The 22,965-nt window shown below is 70.0% G+C and carries 27 protein-coding genes; 16 read left to right on the forward strand and 11 right to left on the reverse strand.

What is annotated here, in order from left to right; genetic code table 11:
• Nucleotides 1-8: 8 nt before the first annotated feature.
• The gene (locus RA210_RS17205; RefSeq protein ID WP_136490459.1) at nt 9-1,013 is read left to right on the forward strand and encodes an aspartate carbamoyltransferase catalytic subunit; all 1,005 of its coding nucleotides are present in this window, start codon (nt 9-11) and stop codon (nt 1,011-1,013) included.
• Nucleotides 1,010-2,281 (forward strand): dihydroorotase, encoded by a 1,272-nt coding sequence (locus RA210_RS17210; protein ID WP_136490458.1) that lies wholly within the window; start codon nt 1,010-1,012, stop codon nt 2,279-2,281. The genes RA210_RS17205 and RA210_RS17210 overlap by 4 nt, the downstream gene beginning before the upstream one ends.
• 60 nt (nt 2,282-2,341) lie before the next feature.
• On the opposite strand, the gene RA210_RS17215 is transcribed toward RA210_RS17210, so the two are convergent.
• The 3 genes from RA210_RS17215 to RA210_RS17225 form a co-directional block, all read right to left on the reverse strand.
• On the reverse strand, nt 2,342-2,746 hold the full coding sequence (locus tag RA210_RS17215; protein WP_136490457.1) for an NINE protein: 405 nt from the start codon (nt 2,744-2,746) through the stop codon (nt 2,342-2,344).
• A 90-nt stretch (nt 2,747-2,836) separates the two neighbouring features.
• On the reverse strand, nt 2,837-3,985 hold the full coding sequence (locus tag RA210_RS17220) for a PilT/PilU family type 4a pilus ATPase (protein WP_136490456.1): 1,149 nt from the start codon (nt 3,983-3,985) through the stop codon (nt 2,837-2,839).
• A 49-nt stretch (nt 3,986-4,034) separates the two neighbouring features.
• Nucleotides 4,035-5,069, reverse strand: a complete 1,035-nt coding sequence (locus RA210_RS17225; protein WP_136490455.1) for a type IV pilus twitching motility protein PilT — start codon at nt 5,067-5,069, stop codon at nt 4,035-4,037.
• 71 nt (nt 5,070-5,140) lie between these two features.
• On the opposite strand from RA210_RS17225, the gene RA210_RS17230 reads away from it, so the two are divergent.
• The 10 genes from RA210_RS17230 (at nt 5,141) to RA210_RS17275 (ending at nt 12,113) form a co-directional block, all read left to right on the forward strand.
• Complete coding sequence (locus tag RA210_RS17230; protein ID WP_136490454.1) at nt 5,141-5,851, forward strand: YggS family pyridoxal phosphate-dependent enzyme; 711 nt, start codon at nt 5,141-5,143, stop codon at nt 5,849-5,851.
• A 37-nt stretch (nt 5,852-5,888) separates the two neighbouring features.
• Entirely contained in the window at nt 5,889-6,707 is an 819-nt protein-coding gene (gene proC, locus RA210_RS17235) for a pyrroline-5-carboxylate reductase (protein WP_201487410.1), read from the forward strand.
• Nucleotides 6,708-6,716: 9 nt separating this feature from the next.
• A complete protein-coding gene (locus tag RA210_RS17240; RefSeq protein ID WP_136490452.1) occupies nt 6,717-7,310 on the forward strand; it encodes a YggT family protein in 594 nt (197 codons plus the stop codon).
• Nucleotides 7,310-7,615 carry a DUF167 domain-containing protein gene (locus RA210_RS17245; RefSeq protein ID WP_136490451.1) on the forward strand — a complete coding sequence of 102 codons (306 nt, stop codon included), beginning with the start codon at nt 7,310-7,312 and terminating at the stop codon, nt 7,613-7,615. Before RA210_RS17240 ends, RA210_RS17245 begins: the two co-directional genes overlap by 1 nt.
• A 130-nt stretch (nt 7,616-7,745) precedes the next feature.
• Nucleotides 7,746-8,885 (forward strand): homoserine O-succinyltransferase MetX, encoded by a 1,140-nt coding sequence (gene metX, locus RA210_RS17250; protein WP_136490450.1) that lies wholly within the window; start codon nt 7,746-7,748, stop codon nt 8,883-8,885.
• Nucleotides 8,886-8,900: 15 nt separating this feature from the next.
• A complete protein-coding gene (metW, locus tag RA210_RS17255; protein WP_136490449.1) occupies nt 8,901-9,491 on the forward strand; it encodes a methionine biosynthesis protein MetW in 591 nt (196 codons plus the stop codon).
• Between the two features lie 14 nt (nt 9,492-9,505).
• Entirely contained in the window at nt 9,506-9,937 is a 432-nt protein-coding gene (locus tag RA210_RS17260) for a DUF4426 domain-containing protein (protein WP_136490448.1), read from the forward strand.
• Entirely contained in the window at nt 9,934-10,530 is a 597-nt protein-coding gene (rdgB, locus tag RA210_RS17265; RefSeq protein WP_136490447.1) for an RdgB/HAM1 family non-canonical purine NTP pyrophosphatase, read from the forward strand. Before RA210_RS17260 ends, rdgB begins: the two co-directional genes overlap by 4 nt.
• Nucleotides 10,531-10,550: 20 nt before the next feature.
• Nucleotides 10,551-11,672, forward strand: a complete 1,122-nt coding sequence (hemW, locus tag RA210_RS17270; protein WP_372239884.1) for a radical SAM family heme chaperone HemW — start codon at nt 10,551-10,553, stop codon at nt 11,670-11,672.
• 117 nt (nt 11,673-11,789) lie between these two features.
• The gene (locus RA210_RS17275; protein ID WP_136490445.1) at nt 11,790-12,113 is read left to right on the forward strand and encodes a DUF3392 domain-containing protein; all 324 of its coding nucleotides are present in this window, start codon (nt 11,790-11,792) and stop codon (nt 12,111-12,113) included.
• Nucleotides 12,114-12,176: 63 nt separating this feature from the next.
• Here the strand turns inward: RA210_RS17275 and trmB are convergent, their stop codons facing one another.
• The 4 genes from trmB to RA210_RS17295 form a co-directional block, all read right to left on the reverse strand.
• Complete coding sequence (trmB, locus tag RA210_RS17280; protein WP_218569059.1) at nt 12,177-12,848, reverse strand: tRNA (guanosine(46)-N7)-methyltransferase TrmB; 672 nt, start codon at nt 12,846-12,848, stop codon at nt 12,177-12,179.
• 135 nt (nt 12,849-12,983) lie between these two features.
• The gene (locus RA210_RS17285) at nt 12,984-13,781 is read right to left on the reverse strand and encodes a thiazole synthase (RefSeq protein WP_136490443.1); all 798 of its coding nucleotides are present in this window, start codon (nt 13,779-13,781) and stop codon (nt 12,984-12,986) included.
• A gap of 51 nt (nt 13,782-13,832) precedes the next feature.
• Complete coding sequence (gene thiS, locus RA210_RS17290; protein ID WP_136490442.1) at nt 13,833-14,033, reverse strand: sulfur carrier protein ThiS; 201 nt, start codon at nt 14,031-14,033, stop codon at nt 13,833-13,835.
• Between the two features lie 80 nt (nt 14,034-14,113).
• Nucleotides 14,114-14,494, reverse strand: a complete 381-nt coding sequence (locus tag RA210_RS17295) for a DUF423 domain-containing protein (protein WP_136490441.1) — start codon at nt 14,492-14,494, stop codon at nt 14,114-14,116.
• Between the two features lie 142 nt (nt 14,495-14,636).
• On the opposite strand from RA210_RS17295, the gene mtgA reads away from it, so the two are divergent.
• The gene (gene mtgA / locus RA210_RS17300; protein ID WP_136490440.1) at nt 14,637-15,341 is read left to right on the forward strand and encodes a monofunctional biosynthetic peptidoglycan transglycosylase; all 705 of its coding nucleotides are present in this window, start codon (nt 14,637-14,639) and stop codon (nt 15,339-15,341) included.
• Between the two features lie 62 nt (nt 15,342-15,403).
• On the opposite strand, the gene rpoH is transcribed toward mtgA, so the two are convergent.
• The 4 genes from rpoH to ftsY form a co-directional block, all read right to left on the reverse strand.
• Nucleotides 15,404-16,258 (reverse strand): RNA polymerase sigma factor RpoH, encoded by an 855-nt coding sequence (gene rpoH / locus RA210_RS17305; RefSeq protein WP_136490439.1) that lies wholly within the window; start codon nt 16,256-16,258, stop codon nt 15,404-15,406.
• A 139-nt stretch (nt 16,259-16,397) separates the two neighbouring features.
• Nucleotides 16,398-17,408: a permease-like cell division protein FtsX gene (gene ftsX / locus RA210_RS17310; protein ID WP_201487411.1), complete on the reverse strand. Its 1,011-nt coding sequence runs from the start codon at nt 17,406-17,408 to the stop codon at nt 16,398-16,400.
• Complete coding sequence (gene ftsE, locus RA210_RS17315) at nt 17,408-18,076, reverse strand: cell division ATP-binding protein FtsE (RefSeq protein ID WP_136490437.1); 669 nt, start codon at nt 18,074-18,076, stop codon at nt 17,408-17,410. Before ftsE ends, ftsX begins: the two co-directional genes overlap by 1 nt.
• Complete coding sequence (gene ftsY / locus RA210_RS17320) at nt 18,073-19,350, reverse strand: signal recognition particle-docking protein FtsY (RefSeq protein ID WP_201487412.1); 1,278 nt, start codon at nt 19,348-19,350, stop codon at nt 18,073-18,075. Before ftsY ends, ftsE begins: the two co-directional genes overlap by 4 nt.
• 125 nt (nt 19,351-19,475) lie before the next feature.
• Between ftsY and RA210_RS17325 the strand changes: the two genes are divergently transcribed.
• The 3 genes from RA210_RS17325 to rsmD are packed head-to-tail and all read left to right on the forward strand — an operon-like array spanning nt 19,476 to nt 22,952.
• Nucleotides 19,476-20,843 carry a M16 family metallopeptidase gene (locus RA210_RS17325; RefSeq protein WP_201487413.1) on the forward strand — a complete coding sequence of 456 codons (1,368 nt, stop codon included), beginning with the start codon at nt 19,476-19,478 and terminating at the stop codon, nt 20,841-20,843.
• Nucleotides 20,836-22,329, forward strand: coding sequence for a M16 family metallopeptidase (locus RA210_RS17330; protein ID WP_201487414.1), 1,494 nt, complete (start codon nt 20,836-20,838; stop codon nt 22,327-22,329). The genes RA210_RS17325 and RA210_RS17330 overlap by 8 nt, the downstream gene beginning before the upstream one ends.
• Nucleotides 22,329-22,952 (forward strand): 16S rRNA (guanine(966)-N(2))-methyltransferase RsmD, encoded by a 624-nt coding sequence (gene rsmD, locus RA210_RS17335; RefSeq protein ID WP_136490977.1) that lies wholly within the window; start codon nt 22,329-22,331, stop codon nt 22,950-22,952. The genes RA210_RS17330 and rsmD overlap by 1 nt, the downstream gene beginning before the upstream one ends.
• Nucleotides 22,953-22,965 lie beyond the last annotated feature (13 nt).

A 22,965-nucleotide genomic window follows, 5' to 3' on the forward strand; every position in this document is an offset into this window, starting at 1 on the left:
TTTCCGCGATGACGCCAACCGACGCCAAGCGCCCGTTGCAGCTCAACGACCAGGGCCAGCTGCGCCATTTCCTCTCGCTCGACGGCCTGCCCCGCGAGCTGCTCACCGAGATCCTCGACACCGCCGACTCCTTCCTCGAGGTCGGTGCGCGCGCGGTGAAGAAGGTGCCGCTGCTGCGCGGCAAGACCGTGTGCAACGTGTTCTTCGAGAACTCCACGCGCACCCGCACCACCTTCGAGCTGGCCGCCAAGCGCCTGTCCGCCGACGTGATCACCCTCAACGTGTCGACCTCCTCGACCAGCAAGGGCGAGACCCTGTTCGACACCCTGCGCAACCTCGAGGCGATGGCCGCCGACATGTTCGTGGTGCGCCACGCCGACTCGGGCGCCGCGCACTTCATCGCCGAGCACGTCTGCCCCGACGTGGCCATCATCAACGGCGGCGACGGCCGCCACGCCCACCCGACCCAGGGCATGCTCGACATGCTGACCATCCGCCGCCACAAGGGCGGCTTCGAGAACCTCTCGGTGGCCATCGTCGGCGACATCCTGCACTCGCGGGTGGCGCGCTCCAACATGCTGGCGCTGAAGACCCTCGGCTGCCCGGACATCCGCGTGATCGCACCGAAGACCCTGCTGCCGGTCGGCATCGAGCAGTACGGCGTGCGCGCCTACACCGACCTCGCCGAAGGCCTCAAGGACGTCGACGTGGTGATCATGCTGCGCCTGCAGCGCGAGCGCATGCAGGGCGGCCTGCTGCCCAGCCAGGGCGAGTTCTACAAGCTCTACGGCCTCAGCGAGCAGCGCCTGGCGCTGGCCAAGCCGGACGCCATCGTCATGCACCCGGGGCCGATCAACCGCGGCGTGGAGATCGAGTCGGCGGTGGCCGACGGCGCCCAGTCGGTGATTCTCAACCAGGTAACCTACGGCATTGCCATCCGCATGGCGGTCCTGTCCATGGCCATGAGCGGCCAGCAGGCCCAGCGCCAGCTCGCACAGGGAGACGGCCAGTGAAAGTCAGCATCCACGGCGCCCGCGTCATCGATCCGGCCAGCGGCCTCGACCAGGTCAGCGACATCCACATCGAAGGCGGCCGCATCGCCGCCCTCGGCGCGGCCCCGGCCGGCTTCGATGCCGAGCAGCAGATCTCCGCCCACGGCCTGATCGCCGCACCCGGGCTGGTCGACCTGGCGGTGAGCCTGCGCGAGCCGGGCTACACCCGCAAGGGCAGCATCGCCAGCGAAACCCGCGCCGCCGCCGCCGGCGGCGTCACCAGCCTGTGCTGCCCGCCGCGCACCAAGCCGGTGCTGGACACCTCGGCGGTGGTCGAGCTGATCCTCGATCGCGCCGCAGCGGCCGGCCACGCCCGCGTGTTCCCCATCGGCGCGCTGACCAAGGGCCTGGAAGGCGAGCAGCTGGCCGAGCTGGTCGCCCTGCGCGACGCCGGCTGCGTGGCCTTCACCAACGGCCTGGCGCCGCTGGCCGGCAACCGCGTGCTGCGCCGCGCCCTGGAATACGCCGCCACCTTCGATCTGACCGTGGTGTTCAAGTCGCAGGATGCCGATCTGGCCGAGGGTGGCCTGGCCCACGAGGGTCCCACCGCCAGCTTCCTCGGCCTGCCGGGCATCCCGGAAAGCGCCGAGACCGTGGCCCTGGCCCGCGACCTGCTGCTGGTCGAGCAGAGCGGCGTGCGCGCCCACTTCAGCCAGCTGACCAGCGCGCGCGGCGTGGAGATGATCGCCGCGGCCCAGGCCCGCGGCCTGCCGGTGACCGCGGATGTGGCGCTGTACCAGCTGATCCTCACCGACGAGGCGCTGACCGGCTTCTCCAGCCTGTATCACGTGCAGCCGCCGCTGCGCTCGCGCGCCGACCGCGACGCCCTGCGCGAGGCGGTGAAGGCCGGCGTGGTGTCGGCCATCGCCAGCCACCACCAGCCCCACGAGCCGGACGCCAAGCTGGCGCCGTTCGGCGCCACCGAGCCGGGTATCAGCAGCGTGGAGATTCTCCTGCCGCTGGCGCTGACCCTGGTCGAGGACGGCCTGCTCGACCTGCCGACCCTGCTCGCCCGCCTGACCTGCGGCCCCGCCGCTGCCCTGCGCCTGCCGGTCGGTCGGCTGGGCGTCGGCGAGCATGCCGATCTGGTGCTGTTCGACACCAAGGCGCAGACCCTGGCCGGCGAGCGCTGGCTGTCGCGCGGCGGCAACAGCCCGTTCCTCGGCCACTGCCTGCCCGGCGCGGTGCGCCACACCCTGCAGGGCGGCCGCATCAGCCACCAGGGCTGAGCACCGAGCGCAAACGACAAGGCCCGCCGATCGGCGGGCCTTGTCGTTGCAGCGCCGCGCTCAGAACCAGCGCGCGTTGCGGATCGAGATCTGGTCGTTGAGCGTCCAGAAGTCGTAGAGCACGCCGACGAGGAAGAAGCCGCCGGTGCACAGGTAGAGGATGCCGGTGATCCACTTGCCCATGTACATGCGGTGCACGCCGAACACGCCGAGGAAGGTCAGCAGGACCCAGGCCACGTTGTAGCTGGTGCGCCCGCTGTGATAGCGCAGGTCGGCCTCGCGGTCCATGCCGGGGATCAGCAACAGGTCGATCAGCCAGCCGATGCCGAGCAGGCCGAGGGTGAAGAACCAGAGGGTGCCGGTGACCGGCCTCCCGTAGTAGAAGCGGTGCGCGCCGAGAAAGCCGAAGATCCACAGCAGGTAGCCGATGGTCTTGCTGTGGGTGTCCCGGTTCAGTGTCGTCATGCTGCCCTCCAGTCGGAAAACGGGGTGACAGCCCGAGGCTGCCACCCGGTTTGACCCCGCTCGGCCTGCGGCGTTCCGCCGACGGGCCCCTCAGCGCCGGCGCAGGCCGCTCTGCGGCTCGTCGCTGCCTTCCAGGCTGAGACTGCGGGTCAGGTTGCTCAGGTGCTCGGCATCGGTCTCCGAGCCGAGCTTGATCATCAGGCGCAGGTCGTTGGCCGAGTCGGCGTGGGCCAGGGCGTCCTCGTAGGTGATCTCGGCATTGCTGTACAGCTGGTAGAGCGCCTGGTCGAAGGTCTGCATGCCCTGCTCGGTGGAGCGCTTCATCAGGTTCTTCAGCTCGTGCACCTCGCCCTTGCGGATCAGGTCGGCGGCCAGCGGCGTGTTGATCAGCACCTCGATCACCGCGCGGCGCCCCTTGCCATCGGGCGTCGGCACCAGCTGCTGGGCGACGATGGCCTTGAGGTTGAGCGACAGGTCCATCCACACCTGCTCGTGACGGTCCGGCGGGAAGAAGTGGATGATGCGGTCGAGCGCCTGGTTGGCGTTGTTGGCGTGCAGGGTGGCCAGGCACAGGTGACCGGTCTCGGCGAAGGCCACCGCGTAGTCCATGGTCTCGCGGGTGCGCACCTCGCCGATCATGATCACGTCCGGCGCCTGGCGCAGGGTGTTCTTCAGCGCCACCTCGAAGGACTCGGTGTCGATGCCCACCTCGCGCTGGGTGACGATGCAGCCCTGGTGCTGGTGGATGAACTCGATGGGGTCCTCGATGGAGATGATGTGCCCCTGCGAGTTCTTGTTGCGGTAGCCGATCATCGCCGCCAGCGAGGTGGACTTGCCCGCGCCGGTGGCGCCGACGAACAGCACCAGGCCGCGCTTGGTCATCGACAGCTGCTTGAGCACCTCGGGCAGCTGGAGTTCGTCGAAGGTGGGGATCTGCGTCTCGATGCGGCGCAGCACCATGCCCACCAGGTTGCGCTGGTAGAAGGCGCTGACCCGGAAGCGGCCGATGCCGCGGGCGCTGATGGCGAAGTTGCACTCGTGGTTGCCGGCGAACTCGCGGCGCTGGTGCTCGTTCATCACGCCCAGCACCGTCTCGCGGGTCTGCTCCGGCGACATGGCGGTCTTGGTCACCGGCAGGATGCGCCCGTTGACCTTCATCGACGGCGGCACGCCGGCGGTGATGAACAGGTCGGAGCCGCCCTTCTCGACCATCAGGCGCAGCAGTTTCTCGAATTCCATGGATTTCCTCGACGTTCCGGCGCGGCCGTCCGCCGCGCCGGAGACTGTATCAGATGCTTTCCGGTGCCTTGGCCTTCTCGCGGGCGGCCTCGCGGCTGACCAGCCCCTTGGTCACCAGCGTCTTCAGACAGGCGTCGAGGGTCTGCATGCCCAGCGCGCCGCCGGTCTGGATCGCCGAGTACATCTGCGCCACCTTGTCCTCGCGGATCAGGTTACGGATCGCCGGGGTGCCGATCATGATCTCGTGGGCGGCCACCCGGCCGCCGCCGACCTTCTTCAGCAGGGTCTGCGAGATCACCGCCTGCAGCGACTCGGAGAGCATGGAGCGGACCATGGACTTCTCCTCGGCGGGGAACACGTCGACGATACGGTCGATGGTCTTGGCCGCCGAGGTGGTGTGCAGGGTGCCGAACACCAGGTGGCCGGTTTCCGCCGCGGTCAGCGCCAGGCGGATGGTTTCCAGGTCGCGCATCTCGCCGACCAGAATGATGTCCGGGTCCTCGCGCAGCGCCGAGCGCAGCGCCTCGGCGAAGCCGAGGGTATCGCGGTGCACCTCGCGCTGGTTGACCAGGCACTTCTTCGACTCGTGGACGAATTCGATCGGATCCTCGATGGTGAGGATGTGGTGGTACTTGGTGTTGTTGATGTAGTCGAGCATCGCCGCCAGGGTGGTCGACTTGCCCGAGCCGGTCGGGCCGGTGACCAGCACCAGGCCGCGCGGCACGTCGGAGACCTTCTTGAACACCTCGCCCATGCCGAGGTCTTCCATGCTCAGCACCCGCGAGGGAATGGTCCGGAACACTGCGCCGGCGCCGCGGTTCTGGTTGAAGGCGTTGACCCGGAAGCGCGCCACGCCGGGCACCTCGAAGGAGAAGTCGGTCTCGAGGAACTCCTCGTAATCCTTGCGCTGCTTGTCGTTCATGATGTCGTAGATCAGCGCATGCACCTGCTTGTGCTCCATCGGCGGCAGGTTGATGCGACGCACGTCGCCGTCGACGCGGATCATCGGCGGCAGGCCGGCGGAGAGGTGCAGGTCGGATGCGCCCTGCTTGGCGCTGAAGGCCAGCAGCTCGGTAATATCCATGGGGGTCCCCAATCACAAACTAGCGGGTAGAATGCCGCGACAGCCAGCGGCCGGGCAGGAAGCGGAACCAAATGTCCACGATCCCAGACAATATTGCAAAGGTCCGAACACGCATCCGTGAGGCAGAGCAAGCCGGCGGCCGTGCCGCCGGCAGCGTGCAGCTGCTGGCGGTGAGCAAGACCAAGCCGCCCGCAGCGCTGCGCGAGGCCTTCGCCTGCGGCCAGCGCGACTTCGGCGAGAACTACCTGCAGGAGGCCCTGGCCAAGCAGGCCGAGCTGGCCGATCTCGACCTCGCCTGGCACTTCATCGGCCCGATCCAGTCGAACAAGACCAGGCCGCTGGCCGAGCACTTCGCCTGGGTGCACTCGGTGGACCGCCTGAAGATCGCCGAACGCCTGTCCGCCCAGCGCCCCGCCAACCTGCCGCCGCTGAACGTCTGCCTGCAGGTCAACGTCAGCGGCGAGGCCAGCAAGTCCGGCTGCTCGCCCGAAGAACTGCCGGCACTGGCTGCCGCCGTGGCGGCGCTGCCCAACCTGCGCCTGCGCGGCCTGATGGCCATCCCCGAACCCACCTCCGATGTCACCGCCCAGCGCGCCGCCTTCGCCCGCCTTCGCGCCCTGCGCGACAGCCTGCCGCTGCCGCTCGACACCCTGTCGATGGGCATGAGCGACGACCTCGAGGCCGCCATCGCCGAGGGCGCCAGCTGGGTGCGCATAGGCAGCGCGTTGTTCGGCGCCCGCGACTACGCTTCCCGAAATGCTTCCGAGGGCCCGGCCGCCTGAGCCGGCGCCGCCCTCCCCGACGACCAAGGAATCCCCCATGAACCATCCCCGCATTGCCTTCATCGGCGCCGGCAACATGGCCGCCAGCCTGATCGGCGGCCTGCTCGCCCGCGGCCTGCCCGCCGCCAACCTCAGCGCCAGCGAGCCGCTGGCCGAGCAGCGCCAGCGCATCGCCGCCGAGCACGGCATCGCCGTGCTGGACGACAACGCCGTCGCGGTGGCCGGCGCCGACATCGTGGTGCTGGCGGTCAAGCCGCAGGTGATGAAGGAGGTCTGCCTGGCGCTGGCCCCGGCGCTGCCGGCCGACGCGCTGGTCGTCTCCATCGCCGCCGGCATTCCCTGCGCCAGCCTGGAGCGCTGGCTGGGCGCCAAGGCCATCGTGCGCTGCATGCCCAACACCCCGGCGCTGCTGCGCGAGGGCGCCAGCGGCCTGTACGCCAACGCGCGCACCAGCGCCGCCCAGCGCGCCCAGGCCGAGGCACTGCTGGAGGCGGTCGGCCTGGCACTGTGGCTGGACGAGGAGGCGCAGATCGACGCGGTCACCGCCGTGTCCGGCAGCGGCCCGGCCTACTTCTTCCTGCTCATGGAGGCGATGACCGCCGCCGGCGAGCGCCTCGGCCTGTCCGCCGAGACCGCCAGCCTGCTGGCGCGGCAGACCGCCCTCGGCGCCGCGCGCATGGCCCTGGCCAGCGACGTCGACCCGGCCGAACTGCGCCGCCGGGTGACCTCGCCCAAGGGCACCACCGAGGCGGCGATCAAGACCTTCCAGGCCGGCGGCTTCGAGGCGCTGGTCGAGCAGGCCCTGCAGGCCGCCGCCCACCGCTCGGCGGAGCTCGCCGAGCAGCTCGGCCAGTAAGGAGGCACGATGAACGGACTCAATACCGCGGCCATCTACGTGCTGCAGACCCTCGGCAGCCTGTACCTGCTGATCGTCCTGCTGCGTTTCATCCTGCAGCTGGTGCGCGCCGACTTCTACAACCCGCTCAGCCAGTTCGCGGTCAAGGCCACCAAGCCGCTGCTCAATCCGCTGCGCAAGGTGATCCCCGGCTTCGGCGGGCTGGATCTGGCGTCGCTGGTGCTGGCGATCCTGGTCCAGCTGCTGCTGATGGCGCTGACCCTGCTGCTGATGGGCATCGGCATCGCCGCCCTGCTGCCGCAACTGCTGATCTGGGCGGTGATCGGCGTCACCGCGCTGTTCCTCAAGGTGTTCTTCTTCGCCCTGATCGCCAGCGTGATCCTCTCCTGGGTCGCCCCGGGCAGCTACAACCCGGCGGCGCAGCTGATCAACCAGATCTGCGAGCCGCTGCTGATGCCGATCCGCCGCCTGCTCCCCAATCTCGGCGGCCTGGACATCTCGCCGATCTTCGCCTTCATCGCGCTGAATCTGGTCGACATGCTGGTGATCCGCAACCTCGCGGCGATGAGCCAGATGCCGCAGCTGCTCAGCCCGTTCCTCTGATGGCTTGGTTCCGCTGGGACGGCGCGGACCTGGTCCTCGACTGCCACCTGCAGCCCAAGGCGAGCAAGGACGAGTTCGCCGGGCTGCACGGCGAGCGCCTGAAGATCCGCCTCACCGCGCCGCCGGTGGAGGGCAAGGCCAACGCCCACCTGCTGGCCTTCCTCGGCAAGGCCTTCGGCGTGGCCAAGAGCCAGGTGCTGCTGGAGAGCGGCGAACTCAACCGGCAGAAGCGCGTGCGCATCCGCGCGCCGCAGAAACTGCCGGCCGAGCTGGCCGGCGAACTCGAAGGCAGCCGCCCGATGTAGGCTGCGCCATGCGCACCATCGCCGTGGTGGTGGTGCGCACGGCGCACCCTACGCCCGCATCCGCCGCGCCCTTGCCCCCCGGGGACGCGCTCTTTAGACTTGCCGACTTCACTTTTCGAGAGCAGGGTCGATGCCCACCGTCTTCGCGGAAGATTCCGTCGGCCTGGTCAGTCCCCAGGTCCTGCATTTCAAGGATCCCCTCCCGCTCGCCTGCGGCCGCCAGCTGGCCGACTACGAGCTGGTCTACGAAACCTACGGCGCGCTCAACGCCGAGCGCAGCAACGCCGTGCTGATCTGCCATGCGCTCTCCGGCCATCACCACGCCGCCGGCTACCACAGCCCCGAGGACCGCAAGCCGGGCTGGTGGGACAGCTGCATCGGCCCCGGCAAGCCGATCGACACCCGCAAGTTCTTCGTCGTCAGCCTCAACAACCTCGGCGGCTGCAACGGCTCCACCGGCCCCGGCAGCCGCAATCCGGAGACCGGCCGCGCCTACGGCGCCGACTTCCCGGTGCTGACCGTGGAGGACTGGGTGCACAGCCAGGCACGCCTGGCCGACGCCCTCGGCATCAATCAGTGGGCCGCGGTGGTCGGCGGCAGCCTCGGCGGCATGCAGGCCCTGCAGTGGAGCATCAGCTACCCCGAGCGCCTGCGCCACTGCGTGGTGATCGCCTCGGCGCCCAAGCTGTCGGCGCAGAACATCGCCTTCAACGAGGTGGCACGCCAGGCGATCCTCACCGACCCGGAGTTCCATGGCGGCCACTTCCAGGAACAGGGCACCATTCCCAAGCGCGGGCTGATGCTGGCGCGCATGGTCGGCCACATCACCTACCTGTCCGACGACGCCATGGGCGAGAAATTCGGCCGCGAGCTGAAGACCGACCAGCTCAACTACGACTTCCACAGCGTCGAGTTCCAGGTGGAGAGCTACCTGCGCTACCAAGGCGAGGAGTTCTCCGGGCGCTTCGACGCCAACACCTACCTGCTGATGACCAAGGCGCTGGACTACTTCGACCCGGCCGCCGCCCACGACGGCGACCTGGTGAAGACCCTCGAACCGGCCCGCGCCAACTTCTGCGTGGTCTCCTTCTCCACCGACTGGCGCTTCTCGCCGGCGCGCTCGCGGGAGATCGTCGACGCCCTGGTGGCGGCGAAGAAGAACGTCAGCTACCTGGAGATCGAGTCGGCCCACGGCCACGACGCCTTCCTCATCCCGAGCCCGCGCTACATCCAGGGCTTCGGTCGCTACATGAACCGTATTGCCGTGTAAGGAAGTCTGTCCGACATGCGTGCCGATCTGGAAATCATTCAGGAATGGATCCCCTCCGGCAGCCGGGTCCTCGACCTCGGCTGCGGCAGCGGCGAACTGCTGGCCTTCCTCCGCGACCACAAGCAGGTGCACGGCTACGGCCTGGAGCGCGATCCGGACAAGATCGCCCAATGCCTGGACCACGGCGTCAACGTCATCGAGCAGGACCTGGACCAGGGCCTCGACCACTTCGGCGACGACAGCTTCGACGTGGTGGTGATGACCCAGACCCTGCAGGCCGTGCACTACCCCGACCGCCTGCTGCGCGACATGCTGCGCGTGGGCAAGACCTGCATCATCACCTTCCCCAACTTCGGCCACTGGCGCTGCCGCTGGTACCTGGCGCGCCGCGGCGAGATGCCGCGCTCCGATTTCCTGCCCTACACCTGGTACAACACACCGAACATCCACTTCTGCACCTTCCGCGACTTCGAGGCGCTGTGCCGCGAGCAGCAGCTGCGCGTGCTCGACCGCCTGGCCGTGGACCGCGACCACCGCCTGCGTGCGCTCGCCCGGCTGTGGCCTAATCTGTTGGGTGAGATCGGCATCTACCGCGTTACCCGCTGAAAGGAGAACTGCCCATGCGTCGTCTAGCTCTCATGCTGCTCACCCTGAGCCTGGCCCTGCCGGCCGCCGCCGAGCGTCTGCAACGCTTCGGCGACCTCGAGGTGCACTACAACGTGTTCAACTCCAGCTTCCTGCAGCCGGACATCGCCGCCGCCTCCGGGCTGACCCGCAGCAAGACCCAGGGCGTGGTCAACGTCGCCGTGATGCGCGCCGGCAAGGCGGTGCCGGCCGCCGCGGTCAGCGGCACGGTGAAGAACCTGCTCGGCCAGAGCAAGCCGCTGGCCTTCCAGCGCGTCAGCGAGGGTGAAGGCGACAAGCAGGCGGTCTACCACCTGGCGCAGTTCCCGGTGACCGAGCGCGAGGTGCTGACCTTCGACCTCAAGGTGCAGGAAGGCGGCGCCACCCACAACCTCACCTTCAACCAGGAAGTGTTCCCCGACGAATGAAAGCCCTGACCGAACTGGTGCTGGCCAGCCACAACGCCGGCAAGCTCAAGGAACTGCAGGCCATGCTGGGCGACGCCGTGCGCGTGCGCTCGGTCGCCGAGTTCAGCACCGTCGAACCGGAAGAGACCGGCCTGTCGTTCGTCGAGAACGCCATTCTCAAGGCCCGCCACGCCGCCCGGGTGTCCGGCCTGCCGGCGCTGGCCGACGACTCCGGCCTCGCCGTGGACGCCCTCGGCGGCGCGCCGGGCATCTACTCGGCGCGCTACGCCGGCGGCAAGGACGACGCGGCCAACAACGCCAAGCTGCTCGCCGAACTGGCGGACGTGCCGGACGCCGAGCGCGGCGCCCAGTTCGTCTGCGCCCTGGCCCTGGTCCGCCATGCCGACGACCCGCTGCCGATCCTCTGCGAGGGCATCTGGCACGGTCGCATCCTGCATGAGGCGCGCGGCGAGCACGGGTTCGGCTACGACCCGCTGTTCTGGGTGCCCGAATGCGACTGCGCCAGCGCCGAGCTGCCCGCCGCCGAGAAGAACCGCCTGAGCCACCGCGCCCGTGCCATGGCCCAGCTCAAGCAGCGGCTGGGGCTCGCTTGAGCCTGTTCCAGCTGCCGCCGCTGGCGCTGTACGTGCACATCCCGTGGTGCGTGCGCAAGTGTCCGTACTGCGACTTCAACTCCCATGCCGCCGGCCCCGAGCTGCCGGAGGAGGCCTACGTCGACGCCCTGCTCGCCGACCTCGACCTTGACCTTCCCGCCGCCCACGGCCGCGAGCTGGGCTCGATCTTCTTCGGCGGCGGCACACCCAGCCTGTTCTCGGCGCGCGCCCTCGACAGCCTGCTGCAGGGTGTCGAGCGGCGCCTGGGCTTCGCCCGCGACATCGAGATCACCCTCGAGGCCAATCCCGGCACCTTCGAGCAGGCCAAGTTCCGCGACTACCGCAGCCTCGGCATCAACCGCCTGTCGATCGGCGTGCAGAGCTTCCAGACCGAGCAGCTCAAGGCACTGGGGCGCATCCACGACGGCCTCGAGGCGGTGCGCGCCGCCGGGATGGCCCGCGCGGCCGGCTTCGACAACTTCAACCTCGACCTGATGCACGGCCTGCCCGGCCAGGACGTCGAAGGCGCGCTGGCCGACCTGCGCCAGGCCATCGACCTGGGGCCGACCCACCTGTCCTGGTACCAGCTGACCCTGGAGCCGAACACGCTGTTCTGGAGCCAGCCGCCGGAGATCCCCAAGGACGACATCCTCTGGGACATCCAGGAGGCCGGCCAGGCGCTGCTCGCCGCCGAGGGCTTCGCCCAGTACGAGACCTCGGCCTACGCCCGCGATGGTCGCCGCGCCCGGCACAACCTCAACTACTGGACCTTCGGCGACTTCCTCGGCATCGGCGCCGGCGCCCACGCCAAGCTGAGCGAGCCGGACGGGCGCATCCGCCGCAGCTGGAAGACCCGCCTGCCCAGGGACTATCTCGACCCGGCCAAGCGCTTCCAGGCCGGCGAGCGGGTACTGGAGGCGAGCGAGCTGCCCTTCGAGTTCCTGATGAACGCCCTGCGCCTCACCGCGGGCGTGCCGGCCGCGCTGTTCGAGCAGCGCACCGGCCTGCCGCTGGCCACCCTCGCCGAGGGCTGCGCCGCGGCGCGCGCGGCCGGGCTGCTGGACAGCGATCCGCAGTGGCTCAGGCCCACCGCCCGCGGCCAGTTGTTCCTCAACGACCTGCTGCAGCACTTCCTGCCCTGAAAGGACGTCCAGCCCCGTTCGCGGGGCTACGACCATCCGCTGCCGCCCCCCGGCTGGCAGCACGCAAAAACCTGATAGACTGCGCGTCAATTCTGTGATCGCCGACAAGGAGTCTGCATGGAAGCCATGCTCGAGCTTTTCGTCACCGCTTCGCGCTGGTGCCGTGGTCATCTCGACGAGATCGCGCTGGGCCTGATGGCCGCCCTGCTGGTCGTACTGGGCCCCAGCTTCAAGGCATGGACGCAACAGAGAGTCGGCAGCATGAACTTCGTGCTGCGCACCCTGATGTTCGTTGCCCTCTGCGCCGCAGTGTATGGCGCTGCCATCGTCTACCTGCCGCCCTGGCTGGTCAGGGGGCTGGAGCAGCTGAACAACTACACCCTGGCGCCGGTGCTGGTCACCACCCTGGTCGCCATCGGCATGCTGGCCGAGCGCAACTGAGGCCCGCCTGCCGGGTGGCCGGCAACGCGCAAGCCGGGCGATGCCCGGCTTGCGCGATCTCGATCAGTCGACGCGCTGGAACTTGAGGTCCCACACGCCGTGGCCGAGGCGCTCGCCGCGACGCTCGAACTTGGTGACCGGGCGCTCCTCCGGGCGCGGCACGTAGCCGCCGTCCGCCGCCAGGTTGCGGTAGCCGGGCGCCGCGCTCATCACCTCGAGCATGTGCTCGGCATAGGGCTGCCAGTCGGTGGCCATGTGCAGCACGCCACCGACCCTGAGCTTCTGCCGCACCAGCTCGGCGAACGCCGGCTGCACGATGCGGCGCTTGTTGTGCTTGGCCTTGTGCCAGGGATCGGGGAAGAACAGCAGCACGCGATCCAGGCTGGCGTCGGCCACGCACTGGCGCAGCACGTCCAGCGCATCGCAGCTGTACACGCGGATGTTGGTCAGGTCCTGCGCCAGGGCGCCGCTGAGCAGGGCGCCAACGCCCGGCCTGTGCACCTCGACGCCGATGAAGTCCTGCTCCGGCGCCGCGGCGGCCATCTCCAGGGTCGCGTGGCCCATGCCGAAGCCGATCTCGAAGGTGCGCGGCGCGGTGCGTCCGAACAGCTGGTCGAAGTCACGCAGGCCGTCCTCCAGCTGCAGGCCGAACTTCGGCCAGCCCAGCTCGAGGCCGCGCTGCTGCCCTTCCGTCATGCGCCCGGCGCGCATCACGAAGCTCTTGATGGTGCGCATCCGCCGCGCTTCGCCGGCGGTGTCCGGCGCTTGTTGGATTTCGTCGGTCATGAACCCTTCCTGAAAGACGAACGAGCCCTGCCGCAGGGCAGGGCTCGCGTGTGGGGAGGACGGCGCCGGGCGCCGTCCGGACGATTAACGGATCAAGCCTTCCAGCGGCGACGAGGCGCTGGCGTACAGCTTCTTCGGCATGCGCCCGGCCAGGTAGGCCAGGCGGCCGGCGACGATGGCGTGCTTCATCGCCTCGGCCATCAGCACCGGGTCCTGGGCGTGGGCGATGGCGCTGTTCATCAGCACCGCCTCGCAGCCCAGCTCCATGGCGATGGCCGCATCCGACGCGGTGCCCACGCCGGCATCCACCAGCACCGGCACGCTGGCCTCCTCGAGGATGATGCGCAGGTTGTACGGGTTGCAGATGCCCAGGCCAGTGCCGATCAGGCCGGCCAGCGGCATCACCGCGATGCAGCCGATCTCGGCCAGCTGGCGGGCGATGATCGGGTCGTCGCTGGTGTAGACCATCACGTCGAAGCCGTCCTTGACCAGGGTCTCGGCGGCCTTGAGGGTCTCGATGACGTTGGGGAACAGGGTCTTCTGGTCGGCCAGCACTTCCAGCTTGACCAGCTTGTGACCGTCGAGCAGCTCGCGGGCCAGGCGGCAGGTGCGCACCGCCTCCACCGCGTCGTAGCAGCCGGCGGTGTTGGGCAGGATGGTGTACTTGTCCGGGCTGATCACGTCGAGCAGGTTCGGCTCGCCGGGGTTCTGGCCGATGTTGGTGCGGCGCACCGCGACGGTGACGATCTCCGCGCCGGAAGCCTCGATGGCGCGGCGGGTCTCGTCGAGATCCTTGTACTTGCCGGTACCGACCAGCAGGCGCGAGTTGTAGGTGCGGCCGGCGAGAACCAGCGGCTTGTCGGTGCGGGAGGACTGGGTCATGGGAGGCTCCATTCGAACGGGCGGAAACGGGGGACGGACGGGCTCCGGACGCTAGCCGCCGCCGATGGCATGCACCACCTCGACCCGGTCGCCGTCGCCGAGCCGGGTGACGGCGTGCTGGCTGCGCGGCACGATATCGAGGTTGAGCTCGACCGCCACGCGCTTGCCGGCCAGGTCGAGGCGGCTCAGCAGGTCGGCGACGGACAGGCCGTCGGGCAGATCGAGAGCTTCGCCATTCAGCTGAATGCGCATGGGTATCCGCTCGCAAACTCAGGGAAAGCCGGCATTCTAGCGCCGATCGCAGGGGATGACCAAGGCGCCGGCCAGGCGGCTCAGCCGGCCTGCGGCCGGGCCCGCCAGGCGGCCAGCGCCAGGCACAGCCAGCCGGCGAGGAAGCAGACGCCGCCCAGCGGGGTGACCATGCCGACCCTGAGGCCGCTCAGGGTCAGCAGGTACAGGCTGCCGGAGAACAGCAGGATGCCGGCGGCGAACAGGCCGCCGGACGCCGCCAGCAGGCGCGAGCGCCAGTGCAGGGCGAGCGCGCCGACGCCGAGCAGGGCCAGGGCGTGGACCAGCTGGTAGAGCACCCCGGTCTGGAATACCGCCAGGTACTCGGGGCTGAGACGGCCACGCAGGCCATGGGCGGCGAAGGCGCCGAGGCCGACCCCGGCGAGACCGAAGACGGCGGCGAACAGGACGAACAGGCGGGACATGGCAGGCTTCCGGCGGGGGCGACAGCGGCACATGATCGCCGCCCCCGCCGGCGCTGGCAAACCCGCCGGCGCGACGGACTGCCGGCAGCGCTGCGGGCGGGCCGCTATACTGGCGCCTTCGTCCGCCCTGCCCCGGTCCGCCATGCGTCGCCTCCCGCTCCGCCGCCTGTCCGCCCTCGCCGCCCGCACACTGCTCGGCGCCCTGCTCGCCAGCGTCCTCGTCGTGCTGCTGCTGCGCTGGCTGCCGCCGCCGGGCACGGCGCTGATGGTCGAGCGCAAGCTGGAATCGTGGTTCACGGGCGAGCCGATCGACCTGCAGCGCACCTGGCGGCCGTGGACCGAGCTGCCGGACGACCTCAAGGTGGCGGTGATCGCCGCCGAGGACCAGAAGTTCGCCGAGCACTGGGGCTTCGACACGGCCGCGATCCGCGCCGCCCTGGCGCACAACGAGCGCGGCGGCAGCCTGCGCGGCGCCAGCACGCTCAGCCAGCAGGTGGCCAAGAACCTGTTCCTGTGGTCCGGGCGCAGCTGGCTGCGCAAGGGCCTGGAGGCCTGGTTCACCCTGCTGATCGAGACCCTGTGGCCCAAGCAGCGCATCCTCGAGGTCTACCTCAACAGCGCCGAGTGGGGCAACGGCGTGTTCGGCGCCGAGGCGGCGGCGCGCCACCACTTCGGCCGGGGCGCCCCCTACCTGTCGCGCCAGCAGGCCAGCCTGCTCGCCGCCGTGCTGCCCAGCCCGCGCACCTGGAGCGCCGGCCGGCCGAGCGCCTACGTCAGCCGCCGGGCGAACTGGATCCGCCAGCAGATGTGGCAGCTGGGCGGCAGCCACTACCTCCAGCGTCTGTAGCGCGCAGAAACGCGAAAGCCGCACCCGGGGATGCGGCTTTCGCGTTGCGCGGCGCTTGCCGGTCAGGCCAGCAGGCGCCCCTTGAGCTTGGTCATGGCGTTCTTCTCCAGCTGGCGGATGCGCTCGGCGGAGACGTTGTACTTGGCCGCCAGCTCGTGCAGCGTGGCCTTCTCCTCGGCCAGCCAGCGCTGGTGGAGGATGTCGCGGCTGCGCTCGTCGAGACCGTCCAGCGCGTCGTGCAGGCTGGCGTTGGCGCTGTCGCTCCAGTCGGCCTCCTCCAGCTGGCGGGCCGGGTCGTAGCGGTTGTCTTCCAGGTAGTGGGCCGGAGCCTGGAAGGCGGTGTCGTCGTCGGCGTCGCTGGCCGGATCGAAGGCCATGTCCTGACCGGTCAGCCGGCTCTCCATCTCGCGCACTTCGCGCGCCTCGACGCCGAGGCTCTCGGCCACTGCCTCGACCTCGGCGTTGCTCAGCCAGGCCAGGCGCTTCTTCTGGCTGCGCAGGTTGAAGAACAGCTTGCGCTGCGCCTTGGTGGTGGCGACCTTGACGATGCGCCAGTTGCGCAGGATGAACTCGTGGATCTCGGCGCGGATCCAGTGCACGGCGAAGGACACCAGGCGCACGCCCATTTCCGGGTTGAAGCGCTTGACCGCCTTCATCAGGCCGACGTTGCCTTCCTGGATCAGGTCGGCCTGGGCCAGGCCGTAGCCGGAGTAGCTGCGGGCGATGTGCACGACGAAGCGCAGGTGCGCGAGCACCATCTGCCGCGCAGCCTCGAGATCCTGCTCGTAGTACAGACGCCCGGCCAGCTCGCGCTCCTGCTCGGCCGACAGCAACGGGATGCTGTTGACCGAATGCACGTAGGCCTCCAGGTTGGCGCCGGGAGCCAGGGCATAGACAGGCTGCAGAGAGGTGGACATGGACATCCTCCAGGTTACCGAATCGGCTGGTGACTATAGCACTGTGCCGATAAGACTGTGAATGCCCGCGAAAAGTTCCCTTACAAGCCGGAAAACCCTTACAAAACAATAACTTACAACGGAGTAACGACGCTTCGTCTCACTGCGGGGCGAGCTGGCGCAGGTGGCGCGCCACCGCCAGCCAGGCACCGACCCAGCCGAGCAGCAATGCACCGACCAGCAACGACAGGCCGTCCTCGGCCGGCACGCCGCCGAGGGCGAAGTCGCTGTCGTACAGCCCGGCCAGGCCGACCACCGACTGGTTCAGCCAGTTCAGCCCGTACTCCAGCACGCCCCAGGCCAGCAGGCCGGCGCCGATGCCGTAGAAGGCGCCGGTGTACAGGAACGGCCGGCGCACGTAGCCGTCGGTGCCGCCGACCAGCTTGATCACCTCGATCTCGGCGCGGCGGTTCTCGATGTGCAGGCGGATGGTGTTGCCGATCACCAGCAGCAGGGCGAGGATCAGCACCACGGCCAGACCGAAGATGAAGCGCTCGCCGAGGTGGAGGATGGCGCCCAAGCGCTCGACCCACAGCAGGTCGAGCTGCGCCTGCTCGACGCCGGGCAGCTCCGCCAGGCGCGCGCGCAGTGCCTCCAGGCCGGCCTTGTCGACCTCCTGCGGGGTGACCAGCACCACCGCCGGCAGCGGGTTGTCCGGCAGTTCCCTGAGCGCATCGCCGAGGCCGGAGTGCTGCTGCAGCTGCTCGAGCCCCTGCTCGCGGCTGATCCACTCGGCGGCGAGCACGCCGTCCATCCCGGCGATCTGCTCGCGCAGCGCCTGGCCTTCGACGTCGGCCACCTCCAGGTCGAGGAACACCGAGATCTGCGCGGCGCGCTGCCAGGAGCCGCCGAGGCGCTCGACGCTGTCCAGCAGCAGGGACAGGCCCATCGGCAGCGCCAGGGCGATGCCCATCACCAGGCAGGTGAGGAAGCTGCTGAACGGCTGGCGGGCCAGGCGACGCAGGCTGTCGGCCAGGCTGGCGCGATGACTGTCCAGGTAGGCACGCAGCAGGCCACCCCAGTCGGTGGTCTCGGCCTCCTGCAGGCGGCGCTGGCGCTGCTCCGGGGCGCCTTCCTCGGCGCCGCGCGGCAGTTGCTTGCTGGCCCCCATCAGCTGGGCTCTCCGTCGCCGATCAGGCGACCGCGTTGCAGGGTCAGCAGGCGATGGCGCATGCGCGCGATCAGGGCAAGGTCATGGCTGGCGATCAGCACGGTGGTCCCCATACGGTTGATGTCCTCGAACACGCCCATGATCTCGGCCGCCAGGCGCGGGTCGAGGTTGCCGGTGGGCTCGTCGGCGAGCAGCAGGGCCGGCTGGTGCACCACCGCACGGGCGATGCCGACGCGCTGCTGCTGGCCGCTGGACAGGTCGGCGGGCAGCGCCTCGCCCATGTCCTTCAGCGATACCCGCTCCAGCGCCTCGCCGACCCGCTGCTCGATCTCGGCGCGCGGCAGGCCGAGGATCTGCAGCGGCAGGGCGACGTTGTCGAACACGCTGCGGTCGAACAGCAGGTGGTGGTTCTGGAACACCACGCCGATCTGCCGGCGCAGGAAGGGAATCTCGGAATTGCCGATGGCCCCGATGTCCTGGCCGGCCAGCAGCAGCTTGCCGCTGGTCGGCCGCTCCAGCGCCAGCAGCAGGCGCAGCAGGGTGCTCTTGCCGGCCCCCGAGTGCCCGGTAACGAAGAGGAACTCGCCGCGCCGGGCGCGGAAGCTCAGTTCGTGCAGGCCGACGTGGCCGTTGGGATACCGCTTGCCCACCTGCTCGAAACGGATCATGCGCTCTCCTGTCCTGCGAACAGCGCCTTGACGAAGGCCTCGGCCTCGAACGGGCGCAGGTCGTCGATGCCCTCGCCGACGCCGACGTAGCGGATCGGCAGCGCCATCTGCTTGGCCAGGGCGAAGATCACCCCGCCCTTGGCGGTGCCGTCCAGCTTGGTCAGCGCCAGGCCACTGAGGCTGACCGCCTGGTGGAACAGGCGCGCCTGGCTGAGGGCGTTCTGTCCGGTGCCGGCATCCAGCACCAGCAGGGTCTCGTGCGGCGCGCTCTCGTCGAGCTTGCCGATCACCCGACGGACCTTCTTCAGCTCCTCCATCAGGTTGTCCTTGGTGTGCAGGCGGCCGGCGGTGTCGGCGATCAGCACGTCGATGCCGCGCGCCTGGGCGGCCTGCACCGCGTCGAAGATCACCGAGGCGGAATCGGCGCCGGTGTGCTGGGCGATCACCGGGATGCCGTTGCGCTCGCCCCACACCTGCAGCTGCTCGACGGCGGCGGCGCGGAAGGTGTCGCCGGCGGCGAGCATGACCTTCTTGCCCTCGTCCTGCAGCTTCTTGGCCAGCTTGCCGATGGTGGTGGTCTTGCCGGCGCCGTTCACGCCGACCACCAGGATCACGTAGGGCTTGCTGCCGGCCTCGATCGCCAGCGGCTGCTCGACCGGGCGCAGGATGGCGGCCAGCTCCTCCTGCAGCGCCTGGTACAGCGCGTCGCTGTCGGCCAGCTCCTTGCGCGACACGCGCCTGGTCAGGCTCTGCATGATCGCGCTGGTCGCCTCGACGCCGACGTCGGCGGTCAGCAGGCGGGTCTCCAGCTCGTCGAGCAGGTCGTCGTCGATGGCCTTCTTGCCGAGGAACAGGCTGGCCATGCCCTCGCCGATGCTGGCGCTGGTCTTGGCCAGGCCCTGCTTGAGACGGGCGAAGAAGCCGAGCTTGGCAGGCTTCTCCGCGGCCACCGGGGCCGCGGCCACGGGCTCCGCCAGCGGCTCGGGCCTGGCAGCGGGTGCCGGCGGCGGCACGGCAACCGGGGCGGACGGGGCGGCGACCGGGGCTTCGGCCTGGACCGGAGCCACGCTGGGGGAAGCGGCCGGCTCGGCTGCGGTCACTGCCGGTGCGGGCTCGGCCGCCGGCACCGCCCCCGACGGCTCAGCTGCAGCCGGCTCGACTTCGGCCACCGGCTGCTCGACGGCCTCAGGTTGCGCCTTCTTGCGGAACCAGCCGAACAGGCCTTTCTTTTCTCCGGCATCCGGAGTCTTCTTGTCGTCTTTGGAACCAAACATGGACGGCTTGCATCTCAAGTGGGCGGCTGCGCACTGACGTGGCCGCCAGGAAATCGGTTGGGTATCCTAGCACCTCCTCGCCCGCCGGCGCCAAAACCGGCCGGCAGTCTGACAGGTCACTGATGATGAACGCATTCACACGCCGCCTAGCCGGCTTGTTGCTGGTTGCCCTGGGCCTGCCGCCGGCCGCCCAGGCCGCCGTGCCGCAGCCGACCCACCAGTTCCGCCTGGACAACGGCCTGACCGTGATCGTGCGCGAGGACCACCGCGCCCCGGTGGTGGTGTCCCAGCTGTGGTACCAGGTCGGCTCCAGCTACGAGCGCCCCGGTTTCACCGGCCTGTCCCACGCCCTCGAGCACATGATGTTCAAGGGCAGCAGCAAGCTCGGCCCCGGCGAATCCTCGCGCATCCTGCGCGAGCTGGGCGCCGAGGAGAACGCCTTCACCAGCGACGACTACACCGCCTACTACCAGGTACTGGCGCGCGACCGCCTGGAAGTCGCCCTGGAAATGGAAGCCGACCGCCTGGCTGGCCTGCGCCTGCCCGCCGACGAGTTCGCCCGCGAGATCGAGGTGATCAAGGAGGAGCGCCGCCTGCGCACCGAGGACAACCCCGCCTCGCTGGCCTTCGAGCGCTTCAAGACCGCCGCCTACCCGGCCACCGGCTACCGCAACCCGACCATCGGCTGGATGAGCGATCTCGAGCGCATGTCGGTGGACGACCTGCGCGCCTGGCACAACGACTGGTACAGCCCGAACAACGCCACCCTGGTGGTGGTCGGCGACGTCACCGCCGACGAGGTGAAGACCCTCGCCCAGCGCCACTTCGCCGCCATCCCGGCACGCCCGCTGCCGGCCGCCAAGGCACCGCTGGAACTGCCGGCCCTCGGCGAGCGGCGCCTGACCCTGCGGGTCAAGACCCAGCTGCCCAGCCTGCTGATGGGCTTCAACGTGCCGGGCCTGGCCAGCAGCGACAACCCGCGCGAGGTGCATGCCCTGCGCCTGATCGCCGCGCTGCTCGACGGCGGCTACAGCGCGCGCCTGTCCAGCCGCCTGGAGCGCGAGCAGGAACTGGTGACCGGCGCCTCGGCCTGGTACAACCCCTTCACCCGCGGCGACAGCCTGTTCGTGCTGTCGGCGCGGCCCAACGTGCAGCAGGGCAAGACCCTCGAACAGGTCGAGGCCGGTCTGTGGCAGGAGCTGGAGACCCTCAAGACCCAGGCGCCGAGCGCCGAGGAACTGGCACGCGTGCAGGCCCAGGTGATCGCCGGCCTGGTCTACGAGCGCGACTCCATCGCCAGCCAGGCCACCAGCATCGGCCAGCTGCAGACCGTCCGCCTGTCCTGGCAACTGCTCGACCAGGATCTCGAAGCCCTCAGGGCGGTCACCCCCGCCGATATCCAGGCCGCCGCGCGGCGCCTGTTCCAGCGCGAACGACTGACCCTGGCCCAGGTGCTGCCGCTGGAGCAGGCCAAGGAGACCCGCCATGAATAAGCGCCACCTACTGCTGATAGTCGCACTGCTCGGCCTGCTCGGCCTGCTCCTGCTGATCAGCCGCCCGGCGGCCGGACCGGACAGCCCGGCCCCGGCGACGCCCGCCACCGGCAGCGCGCCGGCCGCGGCACCGGCGATCGCCTCGCTGGCCAAGCTCAACGGCCAGGCGCCGGCGCGCCGCGCCCTGGACATCCAGCGCTGGAACACCGCCGAGGGCGCCCGCGTGCTGTTCGTCGAGGCCCGCGAACTGCCGATGTTCGACCTGCGCCTGACCTTCGCCGCCGGCAGCAGCCAGGACGGCGAGCATCCCGGCCTGGCCATGCTGACCAACGCCATGCTCAACGAGGGCATCGAGGGCCAGGACACCACCGCCATCGCCGCCGGCTTCGAGGGCCTCGGCGCCGAGTTCGGCAACGGCGCCTATCGCGACATGGCGGTGGCCTCGCTGCGCAGCCTGTCCGCCGCCGAGCAGCGCGAGCCGGCGCTGGCCCTGTTCGCCCGGGTGGTCGGCGCGCCGACCTTCCCGGAAGGCGCCCTGGCGCGGCTGAAGAACCAGATCCTCGCCGGACTCGAGCAGCAGAAGCAGAACCCCGGCAAGCTGGCCAGCATCGCCCTGTTCCAGCAGCTGTACGGTGCGCACCCCTACGCCCGGCCGAGCGACGGCACCCTGGAGAGCATTCCCGCCCTCGACCGCGCGCAGCTGGCCGCCTTCCACGCCCGCGCCTACGCCGCCGGCAACGCGGTGATCGCCCTGGTCGGCGACCTCTCCCGCGCCGAGGCCGAAGCGATCGCCGCCCGGCTGTCCGCCGCCCTGCCCAAGGGGCCGGCGCTGCCGCCGCCGCCCGCGCCCGCGGCGCCCGCGGCCAAGCGCCAGCACATCGAGTTCCCCTCGCAGCAGACCCACCTGATGCTCGCCCAGCTCGGCATCGACCGCCGCAACCCGGATCACGCCGCGCTCTACGTCGGCAACCAGATCCTCGGCGGCGGCGGCTTCGGCACCCGGCTGATGGAGGAGGTGCGCGAGAAGCGCGGCCTGACCTACGGCATCTACTCCGGCTTCACCCCGATGCAGGTGGCCGGGCCGTTCATGATCAACGTGCAGACCCGCGCCGAACTGAGCGAGGCCACCCTCGAGCTGGTGCGCTCGCTGGTGCGCGACTTCGTCGCCCAGGGGCCGACCGAGGAGGAACTCAAGCAGGCCAAGCGCGAGCTGGCCGGCAGTTTCCCGCTGTCCACGGCCAGCAACGCCGACATCGTCGGCCAACTGGCCGCCATCGGCTTCTACGACCTGCCGAGCACCCAGCTGGAAGACTTCATGAACCAGGTGCAGCAGCTCAGCGTGGAGCAGGTGCGCGCGGCCATGGCCCGCCACCTCGATGCCGATGCCTTCGTGGTGGTCTCCAGCGGCCCCACCGTCGCGCAGCAGCCGCTGCCGCCTCCCGTCGAACGTCCCGCCGCGCAGAATGCCGGCGTACCGGAGCACTGATGGCCCGTCCCAGCACCAAGCCCGCCCGCAAGCCCTCCGCCAGCCAGCCCCAGGGGCAGGGCCAGCTGCGCATCATCGGCGGCGAGTGGCGCTCGCGGCGCCTGAGCTTCCCCGACGCTCCCGGCCTGCGGCCGACGCCGGATCGCGTGCGCGAGACCCTGTTCAACTGGCTGGCGCCCTACGTGGAAGGCGCCCGCGTGCTCGACCCCTTCGCCGGCAGCGGCGCCCTGCTGCTGGAGGCCCTGTCGCGCGGCGCCAGCCGCGGCCTGGCGCTGGAGCTCAACCCGGCCGCCGCCAGCGCCCTGCGCGGCAACCTCGAGCTGCTGCGCGCCGGCAACGCCGAGGTGCGCCAGGCCGATGCCCTGCAGCACCTGCAGGGCGCGAGCACCGAGCCCTTCGATCTGGTGTTCCTCGATCCGCCATTCCACAGGGACCTGCTCGCCCCCGCCTGCGCCCAGCTGGAGGGCCGCGGCTGGCTGGCGGCCGACGCCTGGATCTACACGGAAAGCGAGAGCGCGCCCTCGACCCTCGGCCTGCCGGGCAACTGGCGCCTGCACCGCGAGAAGCACACCGGCCAGGTGCACTACGCCCTGTGGCAGCGCCAGCCAGCGACGTCGGACTGACTCCCGCGGCGAA

The organism is Pseudomonas sp. OF001 (genome assembly GCF_904426495.1).
Classification (GTDB): Bacteria; Pseudomonadota; Gammaproteobacteria; order Pseudomonadales; family Pseudomonadaceae; genus Geopseudomonas.